Here is a 22364-nt window from a genome sequence, read left to right on the forward strand (position 1 = left end):
ATCTGGGCCAAAAAAAAGCCCATCACAGGGGATGGGCAAAGACTACACACAGCAATTCTTCACTTTACTCAGGGGAAAAGGTTGTTTAAAAATCAGTAGCTTGATTTCAAACATAGGAATCATGTTATTCATCGCGCCGTTCTGAGTCTTTAAGAATCCTCTTATTAGTTTAAAGCCAGTAAACTTTTGTCACGTATTTTGCCGCGAATTCCGGGTAAACCAATGCGAAAAATAAACTATTCGCCGCTGATATGCGGCCTCATGGTTAAAAACTGCGTTTTTTCTTAAAAAGCGCTAATGAAAAAAAATATTAACGTGACGCAAATGAATCAGGGCGGTTAACCGCCCTGAGCCTGGGTTCAGGAAGGCAGATGTTCTTCGTCGTGATCGGCGAGGATATCGACCACGCTGGCGGCATCGTCCGCTGGCGGCGGCGCCTCATGCATCCAGACGGAAACCAGTCGGTAAGAAACCGCCAGCACCACCGGACCGATAAACAGGCCGATCAGGCCGAAGGCCACCAGCCCGCCGATAACGCCGGAAAGGATCAGGATCATCGGCAGGTCCGCGCCCATGCGAATCAGCATCGGACGCAGCACGTTATCCAGCGTGCCGACCACGCAGCTCCAGATCAACAGCACCGTTCCCCACGTGGTGTCTCCGCTCCAGTAGAGCCAGACGATGGCCGGAACCAGCACGATGAGCGGCCCAATCTGCACCAGACAACAGAGGATCATCAGTACGGTAAGCAGCGTGGCGTAAGGGATGCCGGAAAGCGCCAGCCCAATGCCGCCGAGCACGCCCTGCACCAGCGCAGTGACCACCACGCCGAGCGCCACGGCGCGGATCGCCTGACCAGCCAGCAACACGGTTGCATCGCCGCGGCGGCCCGCCATACGAAAGGCGAAGTGACGGATGCCATGCGCCGCCTGTTCGCCGCGCCAGAACAGCAGGGCGCTGAACAGAAGCATCACGCCGAGGTGGATCATCAGCCGACCAAAGTGGCCCGCCTGAGCGACGAAAAAGCCGGTGGTGCGGCCGACGTAGGGCTGCAGTTTCGCCATAATGGCGGAGCCGCCGCCTGCAATCAGCTTGTGGTAGCTGGAAAAGAGTTTATCGCCAATGGCCGGAATATCATTCAGCCACAGCAGCGACGGCATTTCCATATGACCCTGAGTCGCCCAGGCGATCACCGGGGCGCTGTTGTCGATCAGGCTGTTGACCAGCAACGCGATAGGAATAATAAACAGCAGCAGCAAAAGCAGCGTCATCACGATGACCGCCAGCGAACGCCGGTTCCACAGCAGTCGCTGTACGCGCAGCATCAGCGGCCAGGTAGCAATCACCACCATGCTCGCCCAGGCGAAACCCAGAATAAAAGGCTGAACTATCCAGATACAGGCGACGATCATCAACAGGATAAACATCAGCGTAAAGAGCATCTGCGGCATATCCGTGGTGCGGTGCAGGTTTTTCATAAGGAACAACGACCTCAAATAATCCTTCATGGAGGGGCAATCGGGCCCGGCTTAATGATGAGCTATTTTCAGGGCTTTAAACAGGGGCGAAAGAGAGGGTTTTTCCCTTTCCTGAAAAAACAGCGAGCGCGAAAAAAATGTGTTAAAACGGAACGTTCAGACAAAACAGACAACGCAAACGTTTACAACATCTGGTCTCCCAACAATGATCCCACAGATTTCTCAGGCGCCCGGCCTCGTTCAACGGGTGCTGACATTCCTCGACGCGCTGAAGGCGCAGGGTTTCACCGGCGATACCGCCACCAGCTATGCTGACCGCCTGTTAATGTCCACGGATAACAGCATCTATCAGCTACTGCCGGATGCGGTGCTCTTTCCGCGTTCTACCGCTGACGTCGCGCTGATTGCGCGCGTGGCGGGCGAGGAACGCTTCTGCGAGCTTGTTTTCACGCCGCGCGGCGGCGGGACCGGCACCAACGGGCAGTCGTTGAATCAGGGCATTGTGGTGGATATGTCGCGCCATATGAACCGCATCCTGGAGATCAATCCCGAGCAGGGCTGGGTGCGCGTCGAAGCGGGCGTGGTCAAGGATCAGCTTAACGCCTGGCTTAAGCCTTACGGTTTCTTCTTCTCGCCGGAGCTCTCTACCAGCAACCGCGCGACGCTGGGCGGTATGATCAATACCGACGCCTCGGGTCAGGGATCGCTGGTGTACGGTAAAACGTCCGACCATGTGCTGGGGCTGCGCGCAGTTCTGCTCGGCGGGGATATTCTTGATACCCGGCCGATGGCCACCGCGCTGGTGGAGACACTGGCGCAGACGGCGACGCCGGAAGGGCGTATCTATCAGCAGGTGCTGACGCGATGCCGCGAGCAGCGCGCCTTAATTCTGGAAAAGTTTCCTAAGCTGAACCGCTTTCTGACCGGCTACGATCTGCGCCATGTCTTTAGCGACGATATGCAGACCTTCGACCTGACGCGCATCCTGTGCGGCGCAGAGGGCACGCTGGCCTTTATCACCGAGGCGCGGCTCGACATTACGCCGATCCCGAAAGTGCGCCGTCTGGTGAACATCAAGTATGACTCCTTCGACTCCGCGCTGCGCAACGCGCCTTTTATGGTAGAGGCTAAGGCGCTGTCGGTAGAAACGGTGGACTCCAAAGTCCTGAATCTGGCGCGAGAAGATATCGTCTGGCATTCGGTGCGCGAGCTGATTACCGACGTGCCGGATAAAGAGATGCTCGGCCTGAACATTGTGGAGTTCGCAGGCGACGACGGCGCGCTGATCGAGCAGCAGGTAAGCGCGCTCTGCGCGCGGCTGGATTTGCTGATGGCGCAGCGTCAGGGCGGCGTGATCGGCTATCAGCTCTGTAACGATCTCGACGGCATCGAGCGCATCTATAACATGCGTAAAAAAGCGGTGGGGCTGCTGGGCAATGCGAAAGGCCGTGCCAAGCCGATCCCCTTTGTGGAGGATACCGCTGTACCGCCGGAGAACCTCGCCGATTATATCGTCGAGTTTCGCGCGCTGCTCGACAGCCACGGCCTGAGCTACGGCATGTTCGGCCATGTTGACGCGGGCGTACTGCATGTGCGTCCCGCGCTGGACATGTGCGATCCGCAGCAGGAAATGCTGATGAAAACCCTCTCAGATGACGTGGTGGCGCTTACCGCGCGCTATGGCGGATTACTCTGGGGCGAACACGGTAAGGGATTCCGCGCGCAGTACAGCCCGGCGTTCTTCGGCGAAACGCTGTTCAACGAACTGCGGCGCATCAAGGCGGCGTTCGATCCCGACAACCGCATGAACCCGGGCAAAATCTGTACCCCCATCGACAGCAATGAGCCGATGATGCAGGTCGACGCGGTGAAGCGCGGCAGCTATGACCGCCAGATCCCTCTGACGGTACGCAGCGACTGGCGCGGCGCGATGGAGTGCAACGGCAACGGCCTCTGCTTCAACTTCGATGCGCGCAGCCCGATGTGCCCCTCGATGAAAATTACCCGCAATCGCATCCATTCGCCGAAAGGGCGCGCCACCCTGACGCGCGAGTGGCTGCGCCTGCTGGCGGAGCAGGGCATCGATCCGCAGCAGCTGGAGAAGCAGATACCGGAGAACAGCCTGTCGCTGCGCGCCCTGATTGGCCGCGTGCGCAACAGCTGGCACGCCAGTAAGGGCGAGTATGATTTCTCCCATGAAGTCCATGAGGCGATGTCCGGCTGCCTCGCCTGTAAAGCCTGCTCGACCCAGTGCCCGATCAAAATCGACGTACCCGATTTTCGCGCGCGCTTTTTACAGCTCTACCATACGCGCTACCTGCGGTCGGCAAGCGACCATCTGGTCGCGGCGGTAGAGAGCTATGCGCCGCTAATGGCGAAAGCGCCGAAGGCCTTTAACTTCTTCCTTAAACAGCCCTGGATGCGCGAGCTGAGCAAAAACCACATCGGCATGGTCGATCTGCCGCTGCTGTCGTCGCCTTCACTAAAGCAGGAGCTAAGCGGTCATCCGGCAATGAATATGACGCTGGAGAAGCTGGAAGCGCTGCGTGCCGACCAGCGCGCCGACTATGTGCTGGTGGTGCAGGACCCCTTCACCAGCTTCTATGAGGCGCAGCTGATCGCTGATTTTATTCGCCTGATCGAGAAGCTGGGCCTGCGGCCGGTGCTGCTGCCCTTTATGCCCAACGGCAAGGCGCAGCACGTTAAAGGCTTTCTGCAGCGCTTTGCCCGCACCGCAGGAAGAACCGCTGACTTTCTTAATCGCGTGGCGAAACTCGGCATGCCGATGGTCGGCGTCGATCCGGCGACGGTGCTCTGCTATCGCGATGAATACCGGCAGACGCTCGGCGAGAAGCGCGGCGACTTTCATGTACAGCTGGTGCATGAGTGGCTGCACGACGTGGTGAGCCCGCGCGCCGTCCAGCCAGGCAGCGGCGAAAGCTGGTATCTGTTCGCGCACTGCACCGAAGTGACGGCGCTGCCGAACACGCCGAATCAGTGGCAGGCGATCTTTGCGCGCTTCGGCGCGAAGCTGGAGAATATCAACGTCGGCTGCTGCGGCATGGCGGGCACCTACGGGCATGAAAGCAAAAACCTCGACAACTCGCTGGGGATCTATGGGCTGTCGTGGCATCCGCAGCTGCAGAAACTGCCGCGCCAGCGCTGCCTGGCGACCGGCTTTTCCTGCCGCAGCCAGGTCAAAAGGCTGGAAGGCAACGGCATGCGTCATCCGCTACAGGCGCTGCTGGCGTTGATGTAACAAAATTGTGCGCGACGTCACGGCGCGGCTGGATTAGAATATCCAGCCCGCGTGACGCACGAAGTCGCTTTGCAGCGCGGTGGCTTTGTCCCACTCTCCGACCAGCGCCAGCTGATGGCACAGGCGGGTGAGGGAGAGGCGCGCCAGCTGATAGGCCTGGATGCGGAACAGCCTGTCGCGCTCGCTGTTGCCCATCTCCTGCACCAGCCGATGGTGCAGTTTGCCCATGGCGTGCAGATAACTTTGATCGTCTCCGTTGATCTGGCAAATTTCGGCCATATCCAGACAGGTATCGTTAAACTGACGAAGCTGATGAATGGTGCAGTCGGCCCGGTTCAGCTTTGCCTGAGCCAGATAGAAGTCAACGGTGATATCGCGAACGGAAAATTTATAATCGTCGATTTTGCGCTGTAACCAGGCGGAGACGGAAAGCGTCATGGCGCCACCTCAAGTGGTTAATGATAATAATTATCATATTCAACTGGGTGAGGATTGCAATTACGCCGCGCGAAAAATTTCACGATTTACTTAGCCTGTTAATAAAATCGGCAAGAACAATCCCCATCCAGGTGATAAAGGCGTAACCTATTAATAAGAAGTTATTAATAACTGGCTGAAAAATTTTTTACGTAATTTTAACAAGTTAGGGCGCTGTCTGACGCCCGCACTGCCTCGCCGCAAAGGTCTGCGAAGCAGCTATGCTTAATAAAGCATCGATTAAAAACAGCACAAGATGATTATCCCTGCAAAACAAGAGGTTGAAGTGATCGCCCAGATCCTTACCATAGGGGGATAGCCTGAAAAGGTCCGGACTTACGAGGTATCAACATGGCATCTGTAAATGCAGCAACGTTCTCTCCTGATGATTTTGTCTGGAAAGGGGTCACGCTGACTGATTCCGCGGCAAAGCAAATTCTTAACCTGGTGGCGCAAGACCCTGAAGTCAAAGGTCTGCACCTGGGTGTGAAGCAATCCGGCTGCGCCGGTTTCGGTTACGTCATGGATCTGGTGAAAGAGCCTGCCGATGACGATCTGCAGTTTACCCATAACGGCGCAACGCTTTACGTGCCGCTTCAGGCGATGCCGTTTATCGACGGCACCGAAGTGGATTATGTCCGCGAAGGCCTGAACCAGATTTTTAAATTCAATAACCCTAAAGCTCAACACGCCTGCGGGTGCGGTGAAAGCTTTGGCGTCGAGTAAGTGAAATATGTCACGACACAGCGAAACATCTGACGATGTACAAATGTGGGAAGGCAAGCTCAATTACAAAGAGGGCTTCTTTACCCAGTTGCAAACCGACGAAATGGCGCACGGCATTAATGAGGATGTGGTGCGCGCGATCTCGGCTAAACGTAACGAGCCAGAGTGGATGCTGGAGTTTCGTCTCAAAGCCTTTCGCGCCTGGCTCGAAATGGAAGAGCCGCACTGGCTGAAAGCGCATTACGACAAACTGGATTATCAGGATTACAGCTACTATTCGGCGCCATCATGCGGCAACTGCGATGACAGCTGTGCCTCAGAGCCGGGCGCGCTGCAGTCATCGGGCATTGAAGAGACGAACAACTACCTGACGCAGGAAGTTGAGAAAGCCTTCGATCAGCTCGGCGTGCCGGTGCGCGAAGGGCGTGAAGTGGCAGTTGATGCGATTTTCGACTCCGTTTCCGTCGCCACTACCTACCGCGGCAAGCTGGCGGAGCAGGGCATTATTTTCTGCTCGTTCGGCGAAGCGATTCAGGAACACCCGGAGCTGGTGCAGAAATATCTGGGCACCGTGGTTCCGGCTAACGACAACTTCTTTGCGGCGCTGAACTCTGCGGTTGCCTCTGACGGCACCTTTGTTTATATCCCGAAAGGGGTGCGTTGCCCGATGGAGCTGTCGACCTATTTCCGTATCAATGCGGCGAAAACCGGTCAGTTCGAGCGCACCATTCTGATTGCAGACGAAGACAGCTACGTCAGCTACATCGAAGGTTGCTCCGCGCCGGTACGCGACAGCTATCAGCTGCACGCGGCGGTGGTAGAAGTCATTATCCATAAAAACGCGGAAGTGAAGTATTCCACCGTCCAGAACTGGTTCCCGGGCGGCGAAGGCGAAGGCGGTATTCTGAACTTCGTTACCAAGCGCGCGCTGTGTGAAGGCGAGAACAGCAAGATGTCCTGGACGCAGTCCGAGACCGGTTCCGCCATCACCTGGAAATACCCGAGCTGCATCCTGCGCGGCGATAACTCGATTGGCGAGTTCTACTCAGTTGCGCTGACCAGCGGTCGCCAGCAGGCCGATACCGGCACCAAGATGATCCACATTGGTAAAAACACCAAATCGACCATCATCTCCAAGGGTATCTCTGCCGGCAAGAGCCAGAACACCTATCGCGGCCTGGTGAAAATCATGCCGACCGCGACCAACGCGCGTAACTTTACCCAGTGCGACTCGATGCTGATCGGCCCTGATTGTGGCGCGCATACCTTCCCGTATGTGGAAACCCGCAATAACACCGCTCAGCTGGAGCATGAGGCGACCACCTCGCGCATCGGCGAAGATCAGCTGTTTTACTGCCTCCAGCGCGGTATCAGCGAAGAAGATGCGATCTCGATGATCGTCAACGGCTTCTGTAAAGACGTTTTCTCTGAGCTGCCACTGGAATTCGCCGTGGAAGCACAAAAACTGTTAGCCATCAGCCTTGAGCACAGTGTGGGCTGATGCCGTCACACGCGTTGCCGGAAGCAATGTGAAGGAATAAGTATGTTAAGCATTAAAGATTTACAGGTTAGCGTTGAAGATAAAGAGATTCTGCGCGGTCTTAACCTCGAAGTGAAACCGGGCGAAGTACACGCCATCATGGGCCCGAACGGCTCAGGCAAAAGTACGCTCTCTGCAACGCTGGCTGGCCGTGAAGATTACGAAATCACCGGCGGTTCCGTGAGCTTCAAAGGCAAAGATCTGCTGGAACTCGACCCGGAAGATCGCGCGGGCGAAGGCATCTTTATGGCGTTTCAGTATCCGGTAGAGATCCCGGGCGTCAGCAACCAGTTCTTCCTGCAGACTGCGGTCAACGCGGTGCGTAAGTATCGCGGCAAAGAGGAGCTGGATCGTTTCGACTTCCAGGACTTTATCGAAGATAAAATTCATCTGCTGAAGATGCCGGAAGATCTGCTGACTCGTTCGGTCAACGTCGGCTTCTCCGGCGGCGAAAAGAAACGCAACGACATCCTGCAGATGGCGGCGCTGGAGCCGGAGCTGTGTATTCTGGATGAAACGGACTCCGGTCTTGATATCGATGCGCTGAAAATCGTAGCGGAAGGCGTTAACAGCCTGCGCGACGATAAGCGCGCTTTTATCATCGTAACCCACTACCAGCGCATTCTGGACTACATTAAGCCAGACTTCGTGCACGTGCTGTACAAAGGCAAGATCGTCAAATCTGGCGACTTTACTCTGGTGAAACAGCTGGAGGAGCAAGGCTATGGCTGGCTTACCGACGAAGAGTGATAACGCCCTGCAGCAGTGGCACCACCTGTTTGAATCCCGCGGCGAGTCACGCTCGCTGCAGGCTCAGCAGCACTGGCAGCAGCTGATGCGCGTCGGCCTGCCGACGCGTAAGCATGAAAACTGGAAATACACCGCGCTGGACGGGCTGTTCGCCCACCAGTTCGTACTGCCGCAGGCGCAGAGCCTGAGTCAGGCGCAGGTCGATGCGCTGGCGCTGCCGCTGGACGCCATCCGTCTGGTGTTTATCGACGGCCTGTTCCAGCCGTCGCTGAGCGCGGTCGATACGGAGTTGTTCGCGATCCAGCACAGTCGCGCCGCCGAGCGTCGCCCGCTGCCTGCGCCGGTTCAGCCGGAAGTGTTCCTGCACCTGACCGAAAGCCTGGCGGAAGAGGTAACCTCGATTCGCCTGGCGCGCGGCAAGGCAGCGGCGCGTCCGCTCTACCTGCTGCATATCACCAGCGGCCAGGCGGATGCGCTTAATACCGTGCATCATCGTCACCATTTCGAGCTGGAAGAGAGCGCGCAGGCACAGGTTATCGAGCACTACGTGACGCTGAACGGCGCGCAGCACTTTACCGGCGCGCGCTTTACCTTCGCGGTCGGCGACAATGCCCAGCTGAAACACATCAAGCTGGCGTTTGAAGAGAGCAGCAGCTACCACTTCGCCCATAACGATATCGTTATCGGACGCGATGCGCAGGTGAGCAGCACCAGCTTCCTGCTGGGCGCGGGCCTCTCTCGTCATAACACCAGCGTGCAGCTCAACGGCGAAAATACCCAGCTGTCGCTGAACAGCCTGGTGCTGCCGATGAATTCGGAAGTGGCGGACACCCGCAGCTATCTGGAGCACAACAAAGGCTACTGCCTGAGCCGTCAGCTGCATAAAACGATTTCGCGCGACAAAGGCCGCGCGGTGTTTAACGGCCACATCAAAGTGGCGCAGCACGCGCTGAAAACCGATGGACAGATGACCAACAACAACCTGTTGCTGGGTCGTCTGGCGGAAGTGGACACCAAGCCGCAGCTGGAAATCTACGCTGACGACGTGAAGTGCAGCCACGGCGCGACCATCGGCCGCATTGATGATGAGCAGATGTTCTACCTGCGCTCGCGCGGTATTGCAGAGGACGCGGCGCAGCAGATGATTATTCACGCTTTCGCAGCCGAGCTGACCGAAGCGCTGGATGATGAGACGCTGCGTCAGGCGGTTCTGCAGCGTATCGCGGCGCGCTTCCCTGGAGATGCCTCATGATGAACTTCGATCTCGAACGTATCAGGGCCGACTTCCCGATCCTGAAGCGTGAGGTCAACGGTCATCCGCTGGCCTACCTTGACAGCGCGGCCAGCGCCCAGCGTCCGCTGGCGGTGATTAACGCCGAAAGTCATTTTTATCAGTACGGCTATGCGGCCGTACATCGCGGCATTCACAGCCTGAGCGCGCAGGCCACCACCGATATGGAAAACGTCCGCCTGCAGGCGGCGCGTTTTCTTAACGCCTCTTCACCGGAAGAGATCGTGTTCGTTAAAGGCACCACCGAGGGCATTAACCTGGTGGCGAACAGCTGGGGCGCAAGCCAGCTGAAAGCCGGCGACAATCTGATCATCACCGAGATGGAGCACCACGCGAATATCGTGCCGTGGCAGATGGTGGCGCAGCGCACCGGCGCGGAAATCCGCGTGCTGCCGCTGAACGACAGCGGAGAGCTGGCGATCGACGCGCTGCCGGGGCTGATCGACAGCCGTACGCGGCTGCTGGCAGTGACGCACGTCTCAAACGTGCTCGGCACCGTTAACCCGGTCAAGGCGCTGGTGGCGCAGGCGAAAGCCGCTGGCCTGGTTACGCTGGTGGATGGCGCGCAGGCGGTTATGCATGGCAAAGTCGACGTGCAGGATATCGACTGCGACTTTTACGTCTTCTCCAGCCATAAAATCTACGGCCCCAACGGCGTTGGTATCCTCTACGGGCGCAAAGCGCTGCTCGATGAGATGCCGCCGTGGGAAGGCGGCGGCTCCATGATCGATCAGGTCATGTTGCCGACTGGCACCACATGGAATAAAGCGCCCTGGCGATTCGAGGCGGGCACGCCCAACACCGGCGGCATTATCGGCTTCGGCGCGGCGCTGCGCTATGTGGAAGAGATTGGGCTTGATGCGATTCAGCAGCGCGAGCAGGCGCTGATGCGCTACGCGCTCGATAAGCTCGCTTCGGTGCCGGACCTGGTGATTTATGGTCCGCAGGAGCGCGCAGGCGTGATTGCGTTTAACCTGGGCAAGCATCACGCTTACGACGTCGGCAGCTTCCTTGATCAATACGGTATCGCCATTCGTACCGGCCATCACTGCGCGATGCCGCTGATGCGCCATTTCGCCGTACCGGCTATGTGCCGTGCCTCGTTCGCCTTCTACAACAGCGAAGAAGAGGCCGATCGTCTGGCGGCTGGTTTGACCCGTATTCATCGTCTGCTGGGCGGTTGAGCAGAGTTCAGGAGTAAGTCATGGCCACGTTGCCAGATAAAGAGAAGCTGGTGCGCAACTTTAACCGTTGCGCCAACTGGGAAGAGAAGTACCTCTACATCATTGAGCTGGGCGCGAAACTTCCAGAATCATCCGAAAGCCTGCACCAGCCGGAAAACGTTATCTCCGGCTGCCAGAGCCAGGTATGGATCAAGATGACGCCTCAGAGCGACGGTACGCTCGCCTTTGAGGGCGACAGCGATGCTGCTATCGTTAAAGGCTTGATTGCAGTAGTGTTTAGCCTTTATCAGAACCTGACTGCGGCGGATATCGTCGCGCTGGACGTGCGTCACTGGTTCGAAGAGCTGGCGCTGACCCAGCATCTGACCCCGTCGCGGTCGCAAGGCCTTGAGGCGATGATTCGGGCAATTCGCCATAACGCTCAAAATCTCCTCTGAGTTAAACTAGCAGACGCCAACAGGCGTCTGTTTTTTTATCTGAAAGAGAAGATTGCATGAAATCAGCCTTACGTTTCGCCGGTGCGCTGCTGCTAAGCGTTGGACTTGCCGCACCTGCTTTCTCCACGGAATATCCGCTACCTCCTGCTGACAGCCGCCTTATCGGCGAAAACCAGTTAACCACCGTTCCCGACGACAAACGCCCCCTTGAAGCGATTGCTGCGAAGTACCAGATTGGGCTCCTGAGTATGCTGGAAGCCAATCCCGGCACCGATCCCTGGCTACCGAAGGCCGGGACGCAGCTAGTGGTGCCGCAGCAGATGCTGCTGCCGGATACGCCGCGTGAGGGCATTGTCGTCAACCTGGCTGAGCTGCGCCTCTACTACTATCCCAAGGGAGAGGACAAGGTCATCGTCTATCCGATCGGCATCGGCCAGCTCGGCGCCGCAACGCCGGTGATGGTGACCAGCGTCAGCCAGAAGATCCCTAATCCGACCTGGACGCCGACCGTCAATATACGCAAGCGCTACGCCAAAGATGGCATTACGCTGCCGGCAGTGGTGCCTGCAGGCCCGGAAAACCCGATGGGGCTGTTTGCGCTGCGTCTGGCGCGCGGCAGCGGCAACTACCTGATCCACGGCACCAATGCGGATTTTGGCATCGGTATGCGCGTCAGTTCCGGCTGCATACGTCTGCGCCCGCAGGATATCGAAGCGTTGTTTAACAGCGTGCCGAAAGGGACGCGCGTGCAGGTCATCAACCAGCCGGTAAAATTTGCCGTTGAGCCGGACGGAAAACGCTACGTCGAGGTGCATCAGCCGCTGTCGCACAGCGACAAAGATGATCCACAAACGATGCCGATAGCGCTCAGCCCTGCGCTGAAGAAGTTTATCAAAAGCCCGCACAGTGACAGCGAGCTGATTAAGGCGGCGCTTGAACGCCGTTCCGGGATGCCCGTGCTGGTATCGAACGGAGAAGCGGTCGGAGAGGGGACTGAGACGGCCCCAGAGCAGGCGCAGAGTGTGCAGACGACATCTGTGAGCCAGGGGGCGGTTAACACGCCCTAGGCGCTAAATAAGGGCAAAAAAAATGGCGCCACATGGGCGCCATTTTTAATACCAGAACTCTTACTTACGGTAAGAGTGAGCCTGGTTGTCCAGACGCTGGTTAGCACGAGCTGCGTCATCTTTAGCAGCCTGCACGTCAGAACGGATTGCGTTCACGTCGTTGCTCAGCTGGTCAACTTTAGCGTTCAGAGTCTGAACGTCTGAAGACAGCTGGTCGATTTTAGCGTTGCTTGAGCAACCAGCCAGCAGAGTTGAACCCAGGATTACCGCGCCCAGTACCAGTTTAGTACGATTCATTATTTATACCCTCTAGATTGAGTTAATCTCCATGTAGCGTTACAAGTATTACACAAAGCTTTTTAAGTTGAGAATAAATTTTTGATGAGAAGATGCTTAAATTTGATCGTTCGCTCAAAGAAGCAGCGCTTAACCGCATATGATAAAAATATTTAGCGAAAACAGAGAGATTTAATCGGATTAACCTTAATTTCAGAGGATATTGAATAGTTATTATCGATTGGAAATTTTTTGGTTTTGTATTAGTAACAGAATAAAAAAAGCGCCTTTAAAGGCGCTTTTAAATAAATGCTTCTCGTAATTAAATGACGTGTACTGACGCCGTATTTGTGGTACCGCTTGGTACTAATGCGCCTGACACCATTACCACGACGTCGCCTTTTTGCGCGTAGCCGCTTTCGAGCGCCATTTCTTTACCGATGCGATAGAAATCATCGGTAGAAGCTATCTCTTTAACCAGGCGTGTTTCAACGCCTTTGCTCAGGATCAGCTGACGTGCCGTGGTCTCGTTGGTAGTAAGCGCCAGGATAGTCGCATCCGGGAAGTACTTACGTACGGATTTCGCCGATTTACCGCCTTCCGTCGCCACCACAATCAGCGGCGCTTCCAGTTTCTCTGCGGTTTCCACGGCGCCGCGGCAGACGGCCTCAGTGATGCGCAGCTTGCGGGAATCTTCCAGCGTATCGATGCGCGATTTCATCACGCGGTCGGTGCGCTCGCAGATGGTGGCCATAATGGTCACCGACTCCAGCGGATATTTACCTTTGGCGCTTTCGCCTGACAGCATGACTGCGTCGGTGCCGTCGAGGATGGCGTTAGCCACGTCGCCTGCTTCCGCGCGGGTAGGGCGCGGGTTTTTGATCATCGAGTCGAGCATCTGGGTAGCGGTGATCACTACTTTGCGCGCCTTGTTGCACTTCTTGATCATCATCTTCTGCGCGAAAATGACCTCTTCGACCGGGATTTCTACGCCCAGATCGCCGCGCGCCACCATGATGCCGTCAGAGGCGTCGAGGATTTCGTCGAAGTTGTTCAGGCCTTCCTGGTTTTCAATCTTGGAGATGATCTGGATATGTTCGCCGCCGTGGGCTTTCAGGTGCTCACGAATTTCCAGCACGTCGGAACGCTTACGAATAAATGAAGCCGCCACGAAATCGACGCCTTGCTCACAGCCGAAAATCAGGTCGCGTTTGTCTTTTTCCGCCAGCGCAGGCAGCTGGATAGAGACGCCCGGCAGGTTAACCCCTTTATTCTCGCCAAGGTCGCCGTTGTTCAGGACGGTACACACCACGGTGTTCTCCGTCACTTCTTTCACTTCCATGCCGATCAAACCATCGTCTACCAGCACGGTATTGCCGATTTTCAGATCTTCCGTAAAACCTGCGTAGGTGACAGCTACGCGCTCGCTGTTGCCGATTACGCTCTGGTCGGTGGTAAAGGTGAACGTCTGGCCCGCTTTCAGCGAAACGTCGTTACCGCCTTCCAGTTTCATGGTGCGGATTTCCGGACCCTTGGTGTCGAGCAGGATAGCAGCCTGACGACCGGTCTTCTGCATGACCGCGCGCATATTGGTGATGCGCTGACCGTGTTCGGCGTAATCGCCATGCGAGAAGTTCAGACGCATAACGTTCATGCCCGCTTCCAGCAGTTGAGTCAGCATCTCTTCAGATTCGGTTTTCGGGCCGATAGTACAAACGATCTTGGTCTTTTTCATGACAGGTTATCTGTAAGTTGTGATGGATGATAAAGGTCGGAGTTCGATGACAGCGCATCGAAATGAGAATTCTGGTTGATAGCGAAACGGACGATACAGAATAAGAATAGGTGACGAAGGCTGAGCGTGCAGGGAAGTTGTGCGGTTACGTCTGGAAACCGCCAGGAGCGTGTTGCGCAAAGAGTATAAGTTATCGCCATAGGCACGCCGCGCTGAAACCTTTCAAGTGAAACAACGCGGGATAGTATAGTCGCTAAGTATCCGAAAACCAATTAAAAAGCAGAAGGGGAAACGATGGAGATCAATAAAAAGTGAAGTTGCGCAAGGGGCAAAGGGTGCAAGAGAGTGGTGCGTTCTAATGGACTCGAACCATCGACCCCCACCATGTCAAGGTGGTGCTCTAACCAACTGAGCTAAGAACGCATTGAAGAAATGGTGCGTCCGAGTGGACTCGAACCACCGACCCCCACCATGTCAAGGTGGTGCTCTAACCAACTGAGCTACGGACGCACTTGGTGCGTTCTAATGGACTCGAACCATCGACCCCCACCATGTCAAGGTGGTGCTCTAACCAACTGAGCTAAGAACGCAACGGCTGTCAGGGCGACAGCGGGGACGAATATTAACGACAGCCAGCAACGCTGGCAAGGGGAAAAACGTAATTTTCCGTCTGACTGACCAGCAACTGCGCTATGCGTCGTTTTTTTAGGCGCAACGGGCCTTTACAGGCCCGTTCAGAGAGATGAGCGCCTTTTCCGCGTAGAGGCGTTAGCGCGCCGCGCGGGCGAGGATCACCTGCGCAGGCAGCTGCTGCAGACGGCGGATACGCCACAGCATCATGATCGCCGCCGAGGTCAGCCCGATAATGAAACCGCACCAGAAGCCCGCCGGGCCGAGACGCGGCACGACCCAGTCGGTCATCGCCAGCGTATAGCCGCTGGGCAGCCCCAGGATCCAGTAAGCGATAAAGGTGATAAAGAAAATCGAACGCGTATCTTTATAGCCGCGCAAAATGCCGCTGCCGATCACCTGAATCGAATCGGAGAACTGATAGATGGCCGCCAGCATCATCAGCTGCGCCGCCAGCGCCACCACTTCCGGATTGTCGTTATAGAGCAGGGCGATCTGATGCCGGAAGGTGACGGTAAACAGCGCAGTGATGGCGACCATACAGACGCCGACCGCCTGTGCGGTCCAGGCGGCAACGCGCGCCTGCTCCGCCGAACCCTGTCCCAGCCGGTAGCCGACGCGAATGGTGGTGGCGACGCCCAGCGAAAGCGGCAGAACGAACATCAGCGAGCTGAAGTTAAGCGCGATCTGGTGTCCGGCGACATCCACAATGCCCAGCGGCGACACCATCAACGCCACCACAGCGAACAGCGTCACCTCGAAAAAGAGCGCCAGCGCTACCGGCAACCCCAGCGAAACCAGCCGCTGCAGCACGGCGCGCGACGGCGGCGACCAGCGGGTTTGCATGCGGATATCGCGCAAACCGCCCATGCGGCGCACCCAGAAACGCATCACCAGGAACATCACCCAGTATACCGAGCCAGTCGCTACGCCGCAGCCGACGCCACCCAGTGCCGGCATACCGAAGTGGCCGTTAATAAAGATCCAGTTCAGCGGGATATTGACCAGCAGACCGATAAAACCCATCACCATGCCGGGCTTGGTTTTAGAGAGGCCTTCACACTGGTTGCGCATTACCTGGAAAAACAGGTAGCCAGGCGCGCCCCACAGCAGGGCATGAAGATAGCCTTCCGCCTTCAGAGCCAGCTGTTCGTCGATATCATGCATGGCGCGGATAACGTAACCGGCATTCCACAGCACCACCATAATCAGGATAGCGACGAAAAACGCCAGCCAGTAAGCCTGGCGGACCTGTTCGGCAATACGTTCGCGGCGGCCTGAGCCGTTAAGTTGCGCAACGGTTGGCGTCAATGCAAGCAGAAGACCGTGGCCGAACAGAATGGCCGGAAGCCAGATAGAGGTGCCGACTGCGACGGCGGCCATATCCGTGGCGCTTACTGCGCCGGCCATAATGGTATCCACAAATCCCATTGCGGTCTGCGCCACCTGAGCAAGGATGACCGGAATCGCAAGGGCAAGCAATTGACGCGCTTCTGTTAAATACTTCTGCACGTTAACACCTGTTTAAAAAAGAAAGGGGAGTAATCCCGGAGAAATGCGCGGTTAGTGTAGCGGCATTAACCGAATTCACCAAGTTTTGTCACGCTGTGCGTTATATTACGGCTGTAAAGCGGACGCGACGCGGAAATAATATCCGCGCGCTAAGCTGTGATAAGCTAGGGCAAACTTCGCAGAGGCCAAAACTATGTTTACCGGAATTGTGCAGGGCACCGCAAAGATTGTGTCCATTGAAGAAAAAGAACTGTTTCGCACCCATGTTGCGGAGCTGCCGGAAGAGCTGCTGCCGGGGCTGGCGCTGGGCGCGTCGGTTGCGCATAACGGCTGCTGTCTGACCGTCACCGCGATTGAAGGCAACCGCGTCAGTTTCGATCTGATTAAAGAAACCCTGCGCGTCACCAATTTAGGCGATCTGCAGGAAGGCGATGTTGTCAATATTGAACGCGCAGCGAAATTCAGCGATGAGATCGGCGGCCACCTGATGTCTGGCCATATTATGACCACTGCGGAAATCTGCAAAATTATCCAGTCAGAAAATAACCGCGAAGTCTGGTTTAAAATTCAGGATCCGGCGCAGATGAAATATATTCTGCATAAAGGTTTTGTCGGTATTGACGGCATTAGCCTGACCGTGGGTGAAGTGACGAAAAGCAAATTTTGCGTCTATTTAATCCCGGAAACGCTGGAACGCACCACGCTTGGCGCTAAAAAGCTGGGCCACCGCGTCAATATCGAGATCGATCCGCATACGCAGGCGATTGTCGATACCGTCGAGCGCGTGCTGGCGCAGCGCGAAGCCGCCGCGCTCAGCCGCGACGCAGAATAAGCATAAAAAAAGGCGCCCAGGGCGCCTTATTTATCTGTACGGTTTAGCGCGCTACGCGCAAACCGCCTTCCACACCGCGACTAAACACGACCTGCCACAGCTGAATATCGCGGGCGCGAAACGCTCCAGCGCAGGCGTTGAGGTAGTAGCTGAACATACGCTTAAAGCGTTCGCCATACTTCTCAGCCAGCTGCGGCCACGCCTGCGTGAAACGCTCATACCAGGCCATCAGCGTAGTATCGTAATCGGCGCCAAAATTATGCCAGTCTTCAAGAATAAAGTGGGGCTCGCTGGCGTCCGCGATATGCCGTACCGACGGCAGACAGCCGTTAGGGAAAATATATTTATTAATCCAGGGATCGACATTCATATCGGTGCGGATCGCGCCGATGGTGTGCAGCAAAAAGAGGCCGTCAGGCTTCAGGTTGCGATCCACCACGTCGAAGTAGGTCGCGTAGTTTTTCGGGCCAACGTGTTCGAACATGCCAACCGAAACAATACGATCGAACTGCTGATTGAGGTCGCGATAATCCTGCAGCAGGATAGTCACGTCCAGTCCTTCACAGCGCTGCTGCGCCAGCTTCTGCTGCTCGGCCGAAATGGTCACGCCATGCACGACCGCACCGTAGTGGCGGGCGGCATAAGCAGCGAGACCGCCCCAGCCGCAGCCGATATCGAGCAGCGTCATGCCGGGCTCAAGCTGCAGTTTGCGGCAGATCATATCCAGCTTCGCTTCCTGCGCCTGTTCCAGCGTGTCGGCTTCTTTCCAGTAGGCGCAGGAGTATTGCATATAGGGATCGAGCATCAGCGAGAACAAATCGTTCCCAAGATCGTAGTGCTCTTTACCTACTATCCATGCGCGTTTTTTTGACTGCAGGTTGGTGAGACGCGCGGCGGCCACGCGCAGCGTATCTTTAAAGTGGTGCGGCAACTGCTTATCCAGCTTGTGCTTCAGCACGCGGTGAAAAAACATATCCAGCCGTTCGCACTCCCACCAGCCATCCATGTAAGCTTCGCCAAGACCAAGTGAGCCTTCCTGAATCACGCGCTTAAAAAAGTCAGGATGTTTAATCTGAATATCCCATGGGCGGCTGCCATTGATTTCGATGTCCGCTTTTTCCAGCATTTCGTGGACGATTCGATACCAGTGGTTTTCTTCAAGGCTCACTTCTTCTATACACGATGAACTCATAGCTTCTCCATCACCTGTCCGCTTTGAACCTGAGAAAAAGAATAGTCAATTTCTCAAGGCTTGTGAGAAAAGTCACGGATTGCTCCGTGCGCCTGATATCCGACGTTTTACAGAGGATTGAATCTGAAAATTATAGTCTGACGCAACGGAGTGGGAAGCGCGTGCAGACACCATCCGGGCGATAAGCTTCGCCTAATAATAAAACAATTATGTTATTGATTTGTTGCAGATTTATTGACCTGACTGAGTATAAGCTCAACCAGGTCAATATTCAACGACTTATTGTTAGGCAGCTAACTATGCAAGTCGCCTTAGTGATGATCCTGGCAGGGAGCAGCGGGACGAACAATATCCATTTGTGCGCAGGCGCGTCGCTGCCAGATATAGCCTGCAATCGCCAGAGCAATCGTCATCACCATAATCAGCGTAGTCATTAGCAGCGGCTGTTGTAAACCTGCAGAGACCGCCAGGCTGGCAAGAAAGCAGAGGCCCAGCTGCAGCGTGTTTTGCAGCGCCGCGGCTTTACCGGTGGCGTGCGGGAAAGGCAGCAGCGCATTCGACACCACAATAGGGTAAATCGCGCCGTTCGCCAGCGCCATGCCGCAGAAAGGCAAGAGAAGGGCGATCAGGTTATGGCTGCCGGTCAGCGCCACGGCAAACAGCGTTGCGACGCTCAGGCTGTAGATCGTCAGGAGCCAAGGAAGCAGCAGCGTGCCGGAGAAGCGGTTAAGCAGCGCGCGGCAGCCGAATCCGCCCAGTAAAAAGGCGATAGTTTGCGGAATATAGCTCAGACCGATATCCGCCGGCGTTAAGCCCGCGTCGGCGAGAATAAAAGGCGACCCGGTGAGCCAGGCGAAAAAACTGGCGGAGCAGGCGGCGTAGATCAAGACGTTGCCGCTATACACCCCGGAGCGCAGCAGAGCGAAAAAGCCAGGCTGATCGGCGGTCTCTTTCGCCGTCGGGCGGCGGCTGGCGGGCAGGCGTAGCGTCACCAGCATCAGCGCGATGGCGGTCAGCGTCAGCACCAGAAAAATCGAACGCCAGTGAAAATGGCTGATTAGCCAGGCGCCGAGCAGCGGCGCAAGCGCAGGCGAAAGCGCAACCAGCGGCATAATGGTGGCGAATACCTTGTTGGCGCGGGCGCTGGGATAGCGATCTACTACCAGCGCCTGCCAGCTCACCGCTGCCGCGCACACACCGATCGCCTGCAAAAAGCGCAGCGCCAGCATAAGCGCCACGTTTTCTACCCACAGCATACCGGCGCAGCCGAGCGCGAAAAGTGCCAGCCCCATCAGCAGGACAGGTTTGCGACCGATGCGATCGGAAAGCGGTCCCCAGAAAAGCTGACCCACGGCGAAGCCCGCCAGGAACAGACTCATACTGGCGCTGATGACGCCGGGCGACGTGGCGAAGCTAATCTGCATCGCGCCGAAAGCGGGAAGGTACATATCGGTCGCCAGAAAACCCAGCATGCTGAGCAGGGCGAGATAGGGCATAAATCCTTTTGATGACAGCATGGTTTTACTCATTCTCATATTCGTCAGGCAGGTTGAACGCGGCAAAGTGTAAAAGGGTGCGCCCGTCACTGTGAAACGTTAATATTTGCAGAATGCTGTGAAATATTTTGAAGGGAATAATTATGTGGTCTGAATATGCGCTTGAGGTGGTGGACGCCGTCGCGCGCACCGGCAGCTTCAGCGCTGCCGCTAAGGAACTGCATCGCGTGCCTTCTGCCGTCAGCTATACGGTGCGTCAGCTGGAAAGCTGGCTGGCGGTACCACTCTTCGAGCGGCAGCACCGCGACGTGGCGCTGACCGCCGCGGGAGAACATTTCGTACGGGAAGGACGCGAAGTTATCAAAAAAATGCTCGCCACCCGCAGGCAGTGCCAGCAGCTGGCGAATGGCTGGCGCGGTCAGCTGAGCATAGCGGTTGATCGCATCGTGAAGCTGTCGCGCAGCCGCCAGCTGGTCACGGACTTCTATCGCCATTTCCCCGATATGGAGCTGCATATCAGCTATGAAGTTTTTAACGGCGTCTGGGATGCGCTGGCCGACGGGCGCGTAGACGTGGCGATCGGCGCGACCCAGGCGATTCCGGTGGGCGGGCGCTTCTCTTTTCGCGATATGGGCGCGCTAAACTGGCGCTGCGTTGTGGCGCGCCAGCATCCGCTTACGCAACAGCCGCGACTCGACGACGACGCGCTGCGCGCCTGGCCGTCGCTGGTGCTGGAAGATACCTCGCGTGCGCTGCCGCGCCGCATGACCTGGACGCTCGATAATCAACGGCGTCTGGTGGTGCCGGACTGGCAGGCGGGGCTGGCGTGCGTACTGGATGGATTATGCGTGGCGATGATGCCGGGCCATCTGGCGCGTCCGCTGCTGGACAGAGGGGATCTGGCGGAGCTGACGCTGCCTGCGCCGTTCCCGGAAAGCCCCTGCTGCGTGAGCTGGTCGGAAGCGCACGCATCGCCGGCACTGAGCTGGCTGCTCAGCTATCTCGGCGATGCGCAAACGCTCAATCAGGAGTGGTTAAGCGAGGGTTAACGGCGGTAGTCGCGGAAGGGACCGTCGCCGACCGAGCGGCGTTCAATCAGCGTCGGGTGCACTTCAATGGTCTGCGACTCTTCGCGTTTGCTGGTGATGCGATCCAGCAGCATCTCCAGCGCCTTCTCGCCCAGCTGGGCTTTAGGCTGATGGACGGTAGTCAGGGCTGGCGTGAAGTAGCGCGCGTTGCGCACATTATCATAGCCGATCACTGAAATATCCTGCGGCACGCGCAGGCCCATCTCGTCGGCGGCGCAGATCGCCCCCATCGCCATAATATCGCCGCCGCAGAAGATCGCCGTTGGGCGCTGCTTCTGCTGCAGGATCTGTTGCATCGCCTGATAGCCCGATTCTGGCTCAAAATCGCCCTGCACAATCCACTCGGAACGCACCGCGATGCCTGCTTCCTGCAGCGCTTTTAAAAAGCCTGCATGACGGCCGCCGCCGGTGTTGCGCTCCAGCTGACCCGGTATGGCGCCGATGTCGCGATGGCCGCGTTCAATCAGGTAGCGCCCCGCCAGATAGCCGCCCTGGAAGGCGTTATCGAGCACGGTATCGGTAAAGTCTGCGCGCGATTCGCCCCAGTCCATCACGACCATCGGGATATTGCGATTCTCTTCCAGCATCTTCAGCAGATCGTCCGGGTACTCGGAACACATTACCAGCAGTCCATCGACGCGCTTCTGCGCCATCATCGACAGGTAAGCGCGCTGCTTCTGCAGATCGTTGTGGGCGTTGCCGAGAATCAGGGTATAGCCGCGCTCAAAGCAGTGGTGCTCCACCGCTTCGATAATTTCCGCAAAATAGGGCGCCTCGCTGGAAGTGGCAAGCAACCCCAGCGTCTTGGTGTGATTTACCTTCAGGCTTCGCGCCACGGCGCTGGGCGAGTAGTGCAGCTCCTGAATCGCCTGCCAGACGGCGTTGCGCGTCTCTTCCGCAACGAAGCGCGTTTTATTGATAACGTGAGAAACGGTGGTGGTGGAGACACCCGCGCGCTTCGCGACATCTTTGATTGTTGCCATTAAAAAGAGACTCCAGAACTCATCAATAACTCGCTGATAAGCATAATGTTAAACGTTTGCGTCCGCTAAGAGACTTTTCTGTTAATTCGCTACAGTTTTTGTCGGTGAAATATTCACTGGGCGGGACAAAACAGAGGCTGTTGCGTGCGAACGGAACCGGTGTTGCGTCAGTTGCGCAACAAAGCCGGAGATTCTAACAAGGCTTGCAGGATAAAACGAGATTTTTACCGGCAACTATGGGAAAATCCCTTAAGACCCTGTTAATTGTGTGGATAAGTAAAAGTGATGAGCACTGATTTGAAAATGGCACTGATGACGACCTGTGCCGCGCTGCTGATGATCGTAGCGTTTAGCTTTACCGCCGTGATGCACTGATACGCAGCGATAAAAAAACCGGGGAGGCCCCCGGTT

Annotated in this window: 19 protein-coding genes, 3 tRNA genes and 1 other RNA gene; 11 read left to right on the top strand and 12 right to left on the bottom strand. The window is 56.6% G+C overall.

The window, feature by feature from the left end; genetic code table 11:
- Positions 1-7: 7 nt before the first annotated feature.
- Positions 8-114: antisense sRNA RprA (gene rprA, locus D7S44_RS04435), an RNA gene on the bottom strand.
- A gap of 245 nt (positions 115-359) precedes the next feature.
- Positions 360-1478, bottom strand: a complete 1119-nt coding sequence (ydiK, locus tag D7S44_RS04440; RefSeq protein WP_120452394.1) for an AI-2E family transporter YdiK — start codon at positions 1476-1478, stop codon at positions 360-362.
- 205 nt (positions 1479-1683) lie between these two features.
- Here ydiK and ydiJ point away from each other — a divergent pair, with 205 nt between their 5' ends.
- Positions 1684-4737 carry a D-2-hydroxyglutarate dehydrogenase YdiJ gene (gene ydiJ, locus D7S44_RS04445; RefSeq protein WP_120452396.1) on the top strand — a complete coding sequence of 1018 codons (3054 nt, stop codon included), beginning with the start codon at positions 1684-1686 and terminating at the stop codon, positions 4735-4737.
- 33 nt (positions 4738-4770) lie between these two features.
- Here ydiJ and D7S44_RS04450 read toward each other — a convergent pair whose 3' ends face one another.
- Positions 4771-5175 carry a hypothetical protein gene (locus D7S44_RS04450; protein WP_120452397.1) on the bottom strand — a complete coding sequence of 135 codons (405 nt, stop codon included), beginning with the start codon at positions 5173-5175 and terminating at the stop codon, positions 4771-4773.
- A 390-nt stretch (positions 5176-5565) separates the two neighbouring features.
- Between D7S44_RS04450 and sufA the strand changes: the two genes are divergently transcribed.
- Genes sufA through D7S44_RS04485 form a run of 7 tightly spaced genes read left to right on the top strand, consistent with a single transcriptional unit; the run spans position 5566 to position 12209 of the window.
- Positions 5566-5940 carry a Fe-S cluster assembly scaffold SufA gene (sufA, locus tag D7S44_RS04455; RefSeq protein WP_120452399.1) on the top strand — a complete coding sequence of 125 codons (375 nt, stop codon included), beginning with the start codon at positions 5566-5568 and terminating at the stop codon, positions 5938-5940.
- Between the two features lie 7 nt (positions 5941-5947).
- Entirely contained in the window at positions 5948-7441 is a 1494-nt protein-coding gene (gene sufB, locus D7S44_RS04460; protein ID WP_120452401.1) for a Fe-S cluster assembly protein SufB, read from the top strand.
- A gap of 42 nt (positions 7442-7483) precedes the next feature.
- Positions 7484-8230, top strand: a complete 747-nt coding sequence (gene sufC / locus D7S44_RS04465; protein ID WP_120452403.1) for a Fe-S cluster assembly ATPase SufC — start codon at positions 7484-7486, stop codon at positions 8228-8230.
- Positions 8205-9482 carry a Fe-S cluster assembly protein SufD gene (gene sufD, locus D7S44_RS04470; RefSeq protein WP_120452405.1) on the top strand — a complete coding sequence of 426 codons (1278 nt, stop codon included), beginning with the start codon at positions 8205-8207 and terminating at the stop codon, positions 9480-9482. Before sufC ends, sufD begins: the two co-directional genes overlap by 26 nt.
- Positions 9482-10705 (top strand): cysteine desulfurase SufS, encoded by a 1224-nt coding sequence (gene sufS, locus D7S44_RS04475; protein ID WP_120452875.1) that lies wholly within the window; start codon positions 9482-9484, stop codon positions 10703-10705. The genes sufD and sufS overlap by 1 nt, the downstream gene beginning before the upstream one ends.
- A gap of 20 nt (positions 10706-10725) precedes the next feature.
- A complete protein-coding gene (sufE, locus tag D7S44_RS04480; protein WP_120452406.1) occupies positions 10726-11142 on the top strand; it encodes a cysteine desulfuration protein SufE in 417 nt (138 codons plus the stop codon).
- A 56-nt stretch (positions 11143-11198) separates the two neighbouring features.
- Positions 11199-12209 (top strand): L,D-transpeptidase family protein, encoded by a 1011-nt coding sequence (locus tag D7S44_RS04485; RefSeq protein WP_120452408.1) that lies wholly within the window; start codon positions 11199-11201, stop codon positions 12207-12209.
- A 60-nt stretch (positions 12210-12269) separates the two neighbouring features.
- Here D7S44_RS04485 and D7S44_RS04490 read toward each other — a convergent pair whose 3' ends face one another.
- The 6 genes from D7S44_RS04490 to D7S44_RS04515 all read right to left on the bottom strand — a co-directional run bounded on the left by D7S44_RS04490 (position 12270) and on the right by D7S44_RS04515 (position 16362).
- Positions 12270-12506: a major outer membrane lipoprotein gene (locus tag D7S44_RS04490; RefSeq protein WP_007374746.1), complete on the bottom strand. Its 237-nt coding sequence runs from the start codon at positions 12504-12506 to the stop codon at positions 12270-12272.
- A gap of 301 nt (positions 12507-12807) precedes the next feature.
- Positions 12808-14220, bottom strand: coding sequence for a pyruvate kinase PykF (gene pykF / locus D7S44_RS04495; protein WP_120452410.1), 1413 nt, complete (start codon positions 14218-14220; stop codon positions 12808-12810).
- A gap of 346 nt (positions 14221-14566) precedes the next feature.
- Positions 14567-14643, bottom strand: a tRNA-Val gene (locus D7S44_RS04500).
- A gap of 10 nt (positions 14644-14653) precedes the next feature.
- Positions 14654-14730, bottom strand: a tRNA-Val gene (locus tag D7S44_RS04505).
- A gap of 3 nt (positions 14731-14733) precedes the next feature.
- A tRNA-Val gene (locus D7S44_RS04510) sits at positions 14734-14810 on the bottom strand.
- Between the two features lie 178 nt (positions 14811-14988).
- On the bottom strand, positions 14989-16362 hold the full coding sequence (locus tag D7S44_RS04515; RefSeq protein ID WP_120452412.1) for an MATE family efflux transporter: 1374 nt from the start codon (positions 16360-16362) through the stop codon (positions 14989-14991).
- Positions 16363-16555: 193 nt separating this feature from the next.
- Between D7S44_RS04515 and D7S44_RS04520 the strand changes: the two genes are divergently transcribed.
- A complete protein-coding gene (locus tag D7S44_RS04520) occupies positions 16556-17194 on the top strand; it encodes a riboflavin synthase subunit alpha (RefSeq protein WP_120452413.1) in 639 nt (212 codons plus the stop codon).
- Positions 17195-17237: 43 nt separating this feature from the next.
- Here the strand turns inward: D7S44_RS04520 and cfa are convergent, their stop codons facing one another.
- The gene (cfa, locus tag D7S44_RS04525; protein WP_120452415.1) at positions 17238-18386 is read right to left on the bottom strand and encodes a cyclopropane fatty acyl phospholipid synthase; all 1149 of its coding nucleotides are present in this window, start codon (positions 18384-18386) and stop codon (positions 17238-17240) included.
- 311 nt (positions 18387-18697) lie between these two features.
- Positions 18698-19903 carry a purine nucleoside transporter PunC gene (gene punC / locus D7S44_RS04530; protein ID WP_120452417.1) on the bottom strand — a complete coding sequence of 402 codons (1206 nt, stop codon included), beginning with the start codon at positions 19901-19903 and terminating at the stop codon, positions 18698-18700.
- A gap of 122 nt (positions 19904-20025) precedes the next feature.
- Here punC and punR point away from each other — a divergent pair, with 122 nt between their 5' ends.
- Positions 20026-20931, top strand: coding sequence for a DNA-binding transcriptional activator PunR (gene punR / locus D7S44_RS04535; RefSeq protein ID WP_120452418.1), 906 nt, complete (start codon positions 20026-20028; stop codon positions 20929-20931).
- Here punR and purR read toward each other — a convergent pair.
- On the bottom strand, positions 20928-21953 hold the full coding sequence (purR, locus tag D7S44_RS04540) for an HTH-type transcriptional repressor PurR (RefSeq protein ID WP_120452420.1): 1026 nt from the start codon (positions 21951-21953) through the stop codon (positions 20928-20930). The genes punR and purR overlap by 4 nt on opposite strands.
- Before the next feature lie 285 nt (positions 21954-22238).
- Between purR and cydH the strand changes: the two genes are divergently transcribed.
- Positions 22239-22328: a cytochrome bd-I oxidase subunit CydH gene (gene cydH / locus D7S44_RS04545; protein WP_120452422.1), complete on the top strand. Its 90-nt coding sequence runs from the start codon at positions 22239-22241 to the stop codon at positions 22326-22328.
- The last annotated feature ends 36 nt before the right edge of the window (positions 22329-22364 follow it).

The sequence above is a fragment of the Pantoea piersonii genome, assembly GCF_003612015.1.
In the GTDB taxonomy this organism is placed as follows: Bacteria; Pseudomonadota; Gammaproteobacteria; order Enterobacterales; family Enterobacteriaceae; genus Pantoea; species Pantoea piersonii.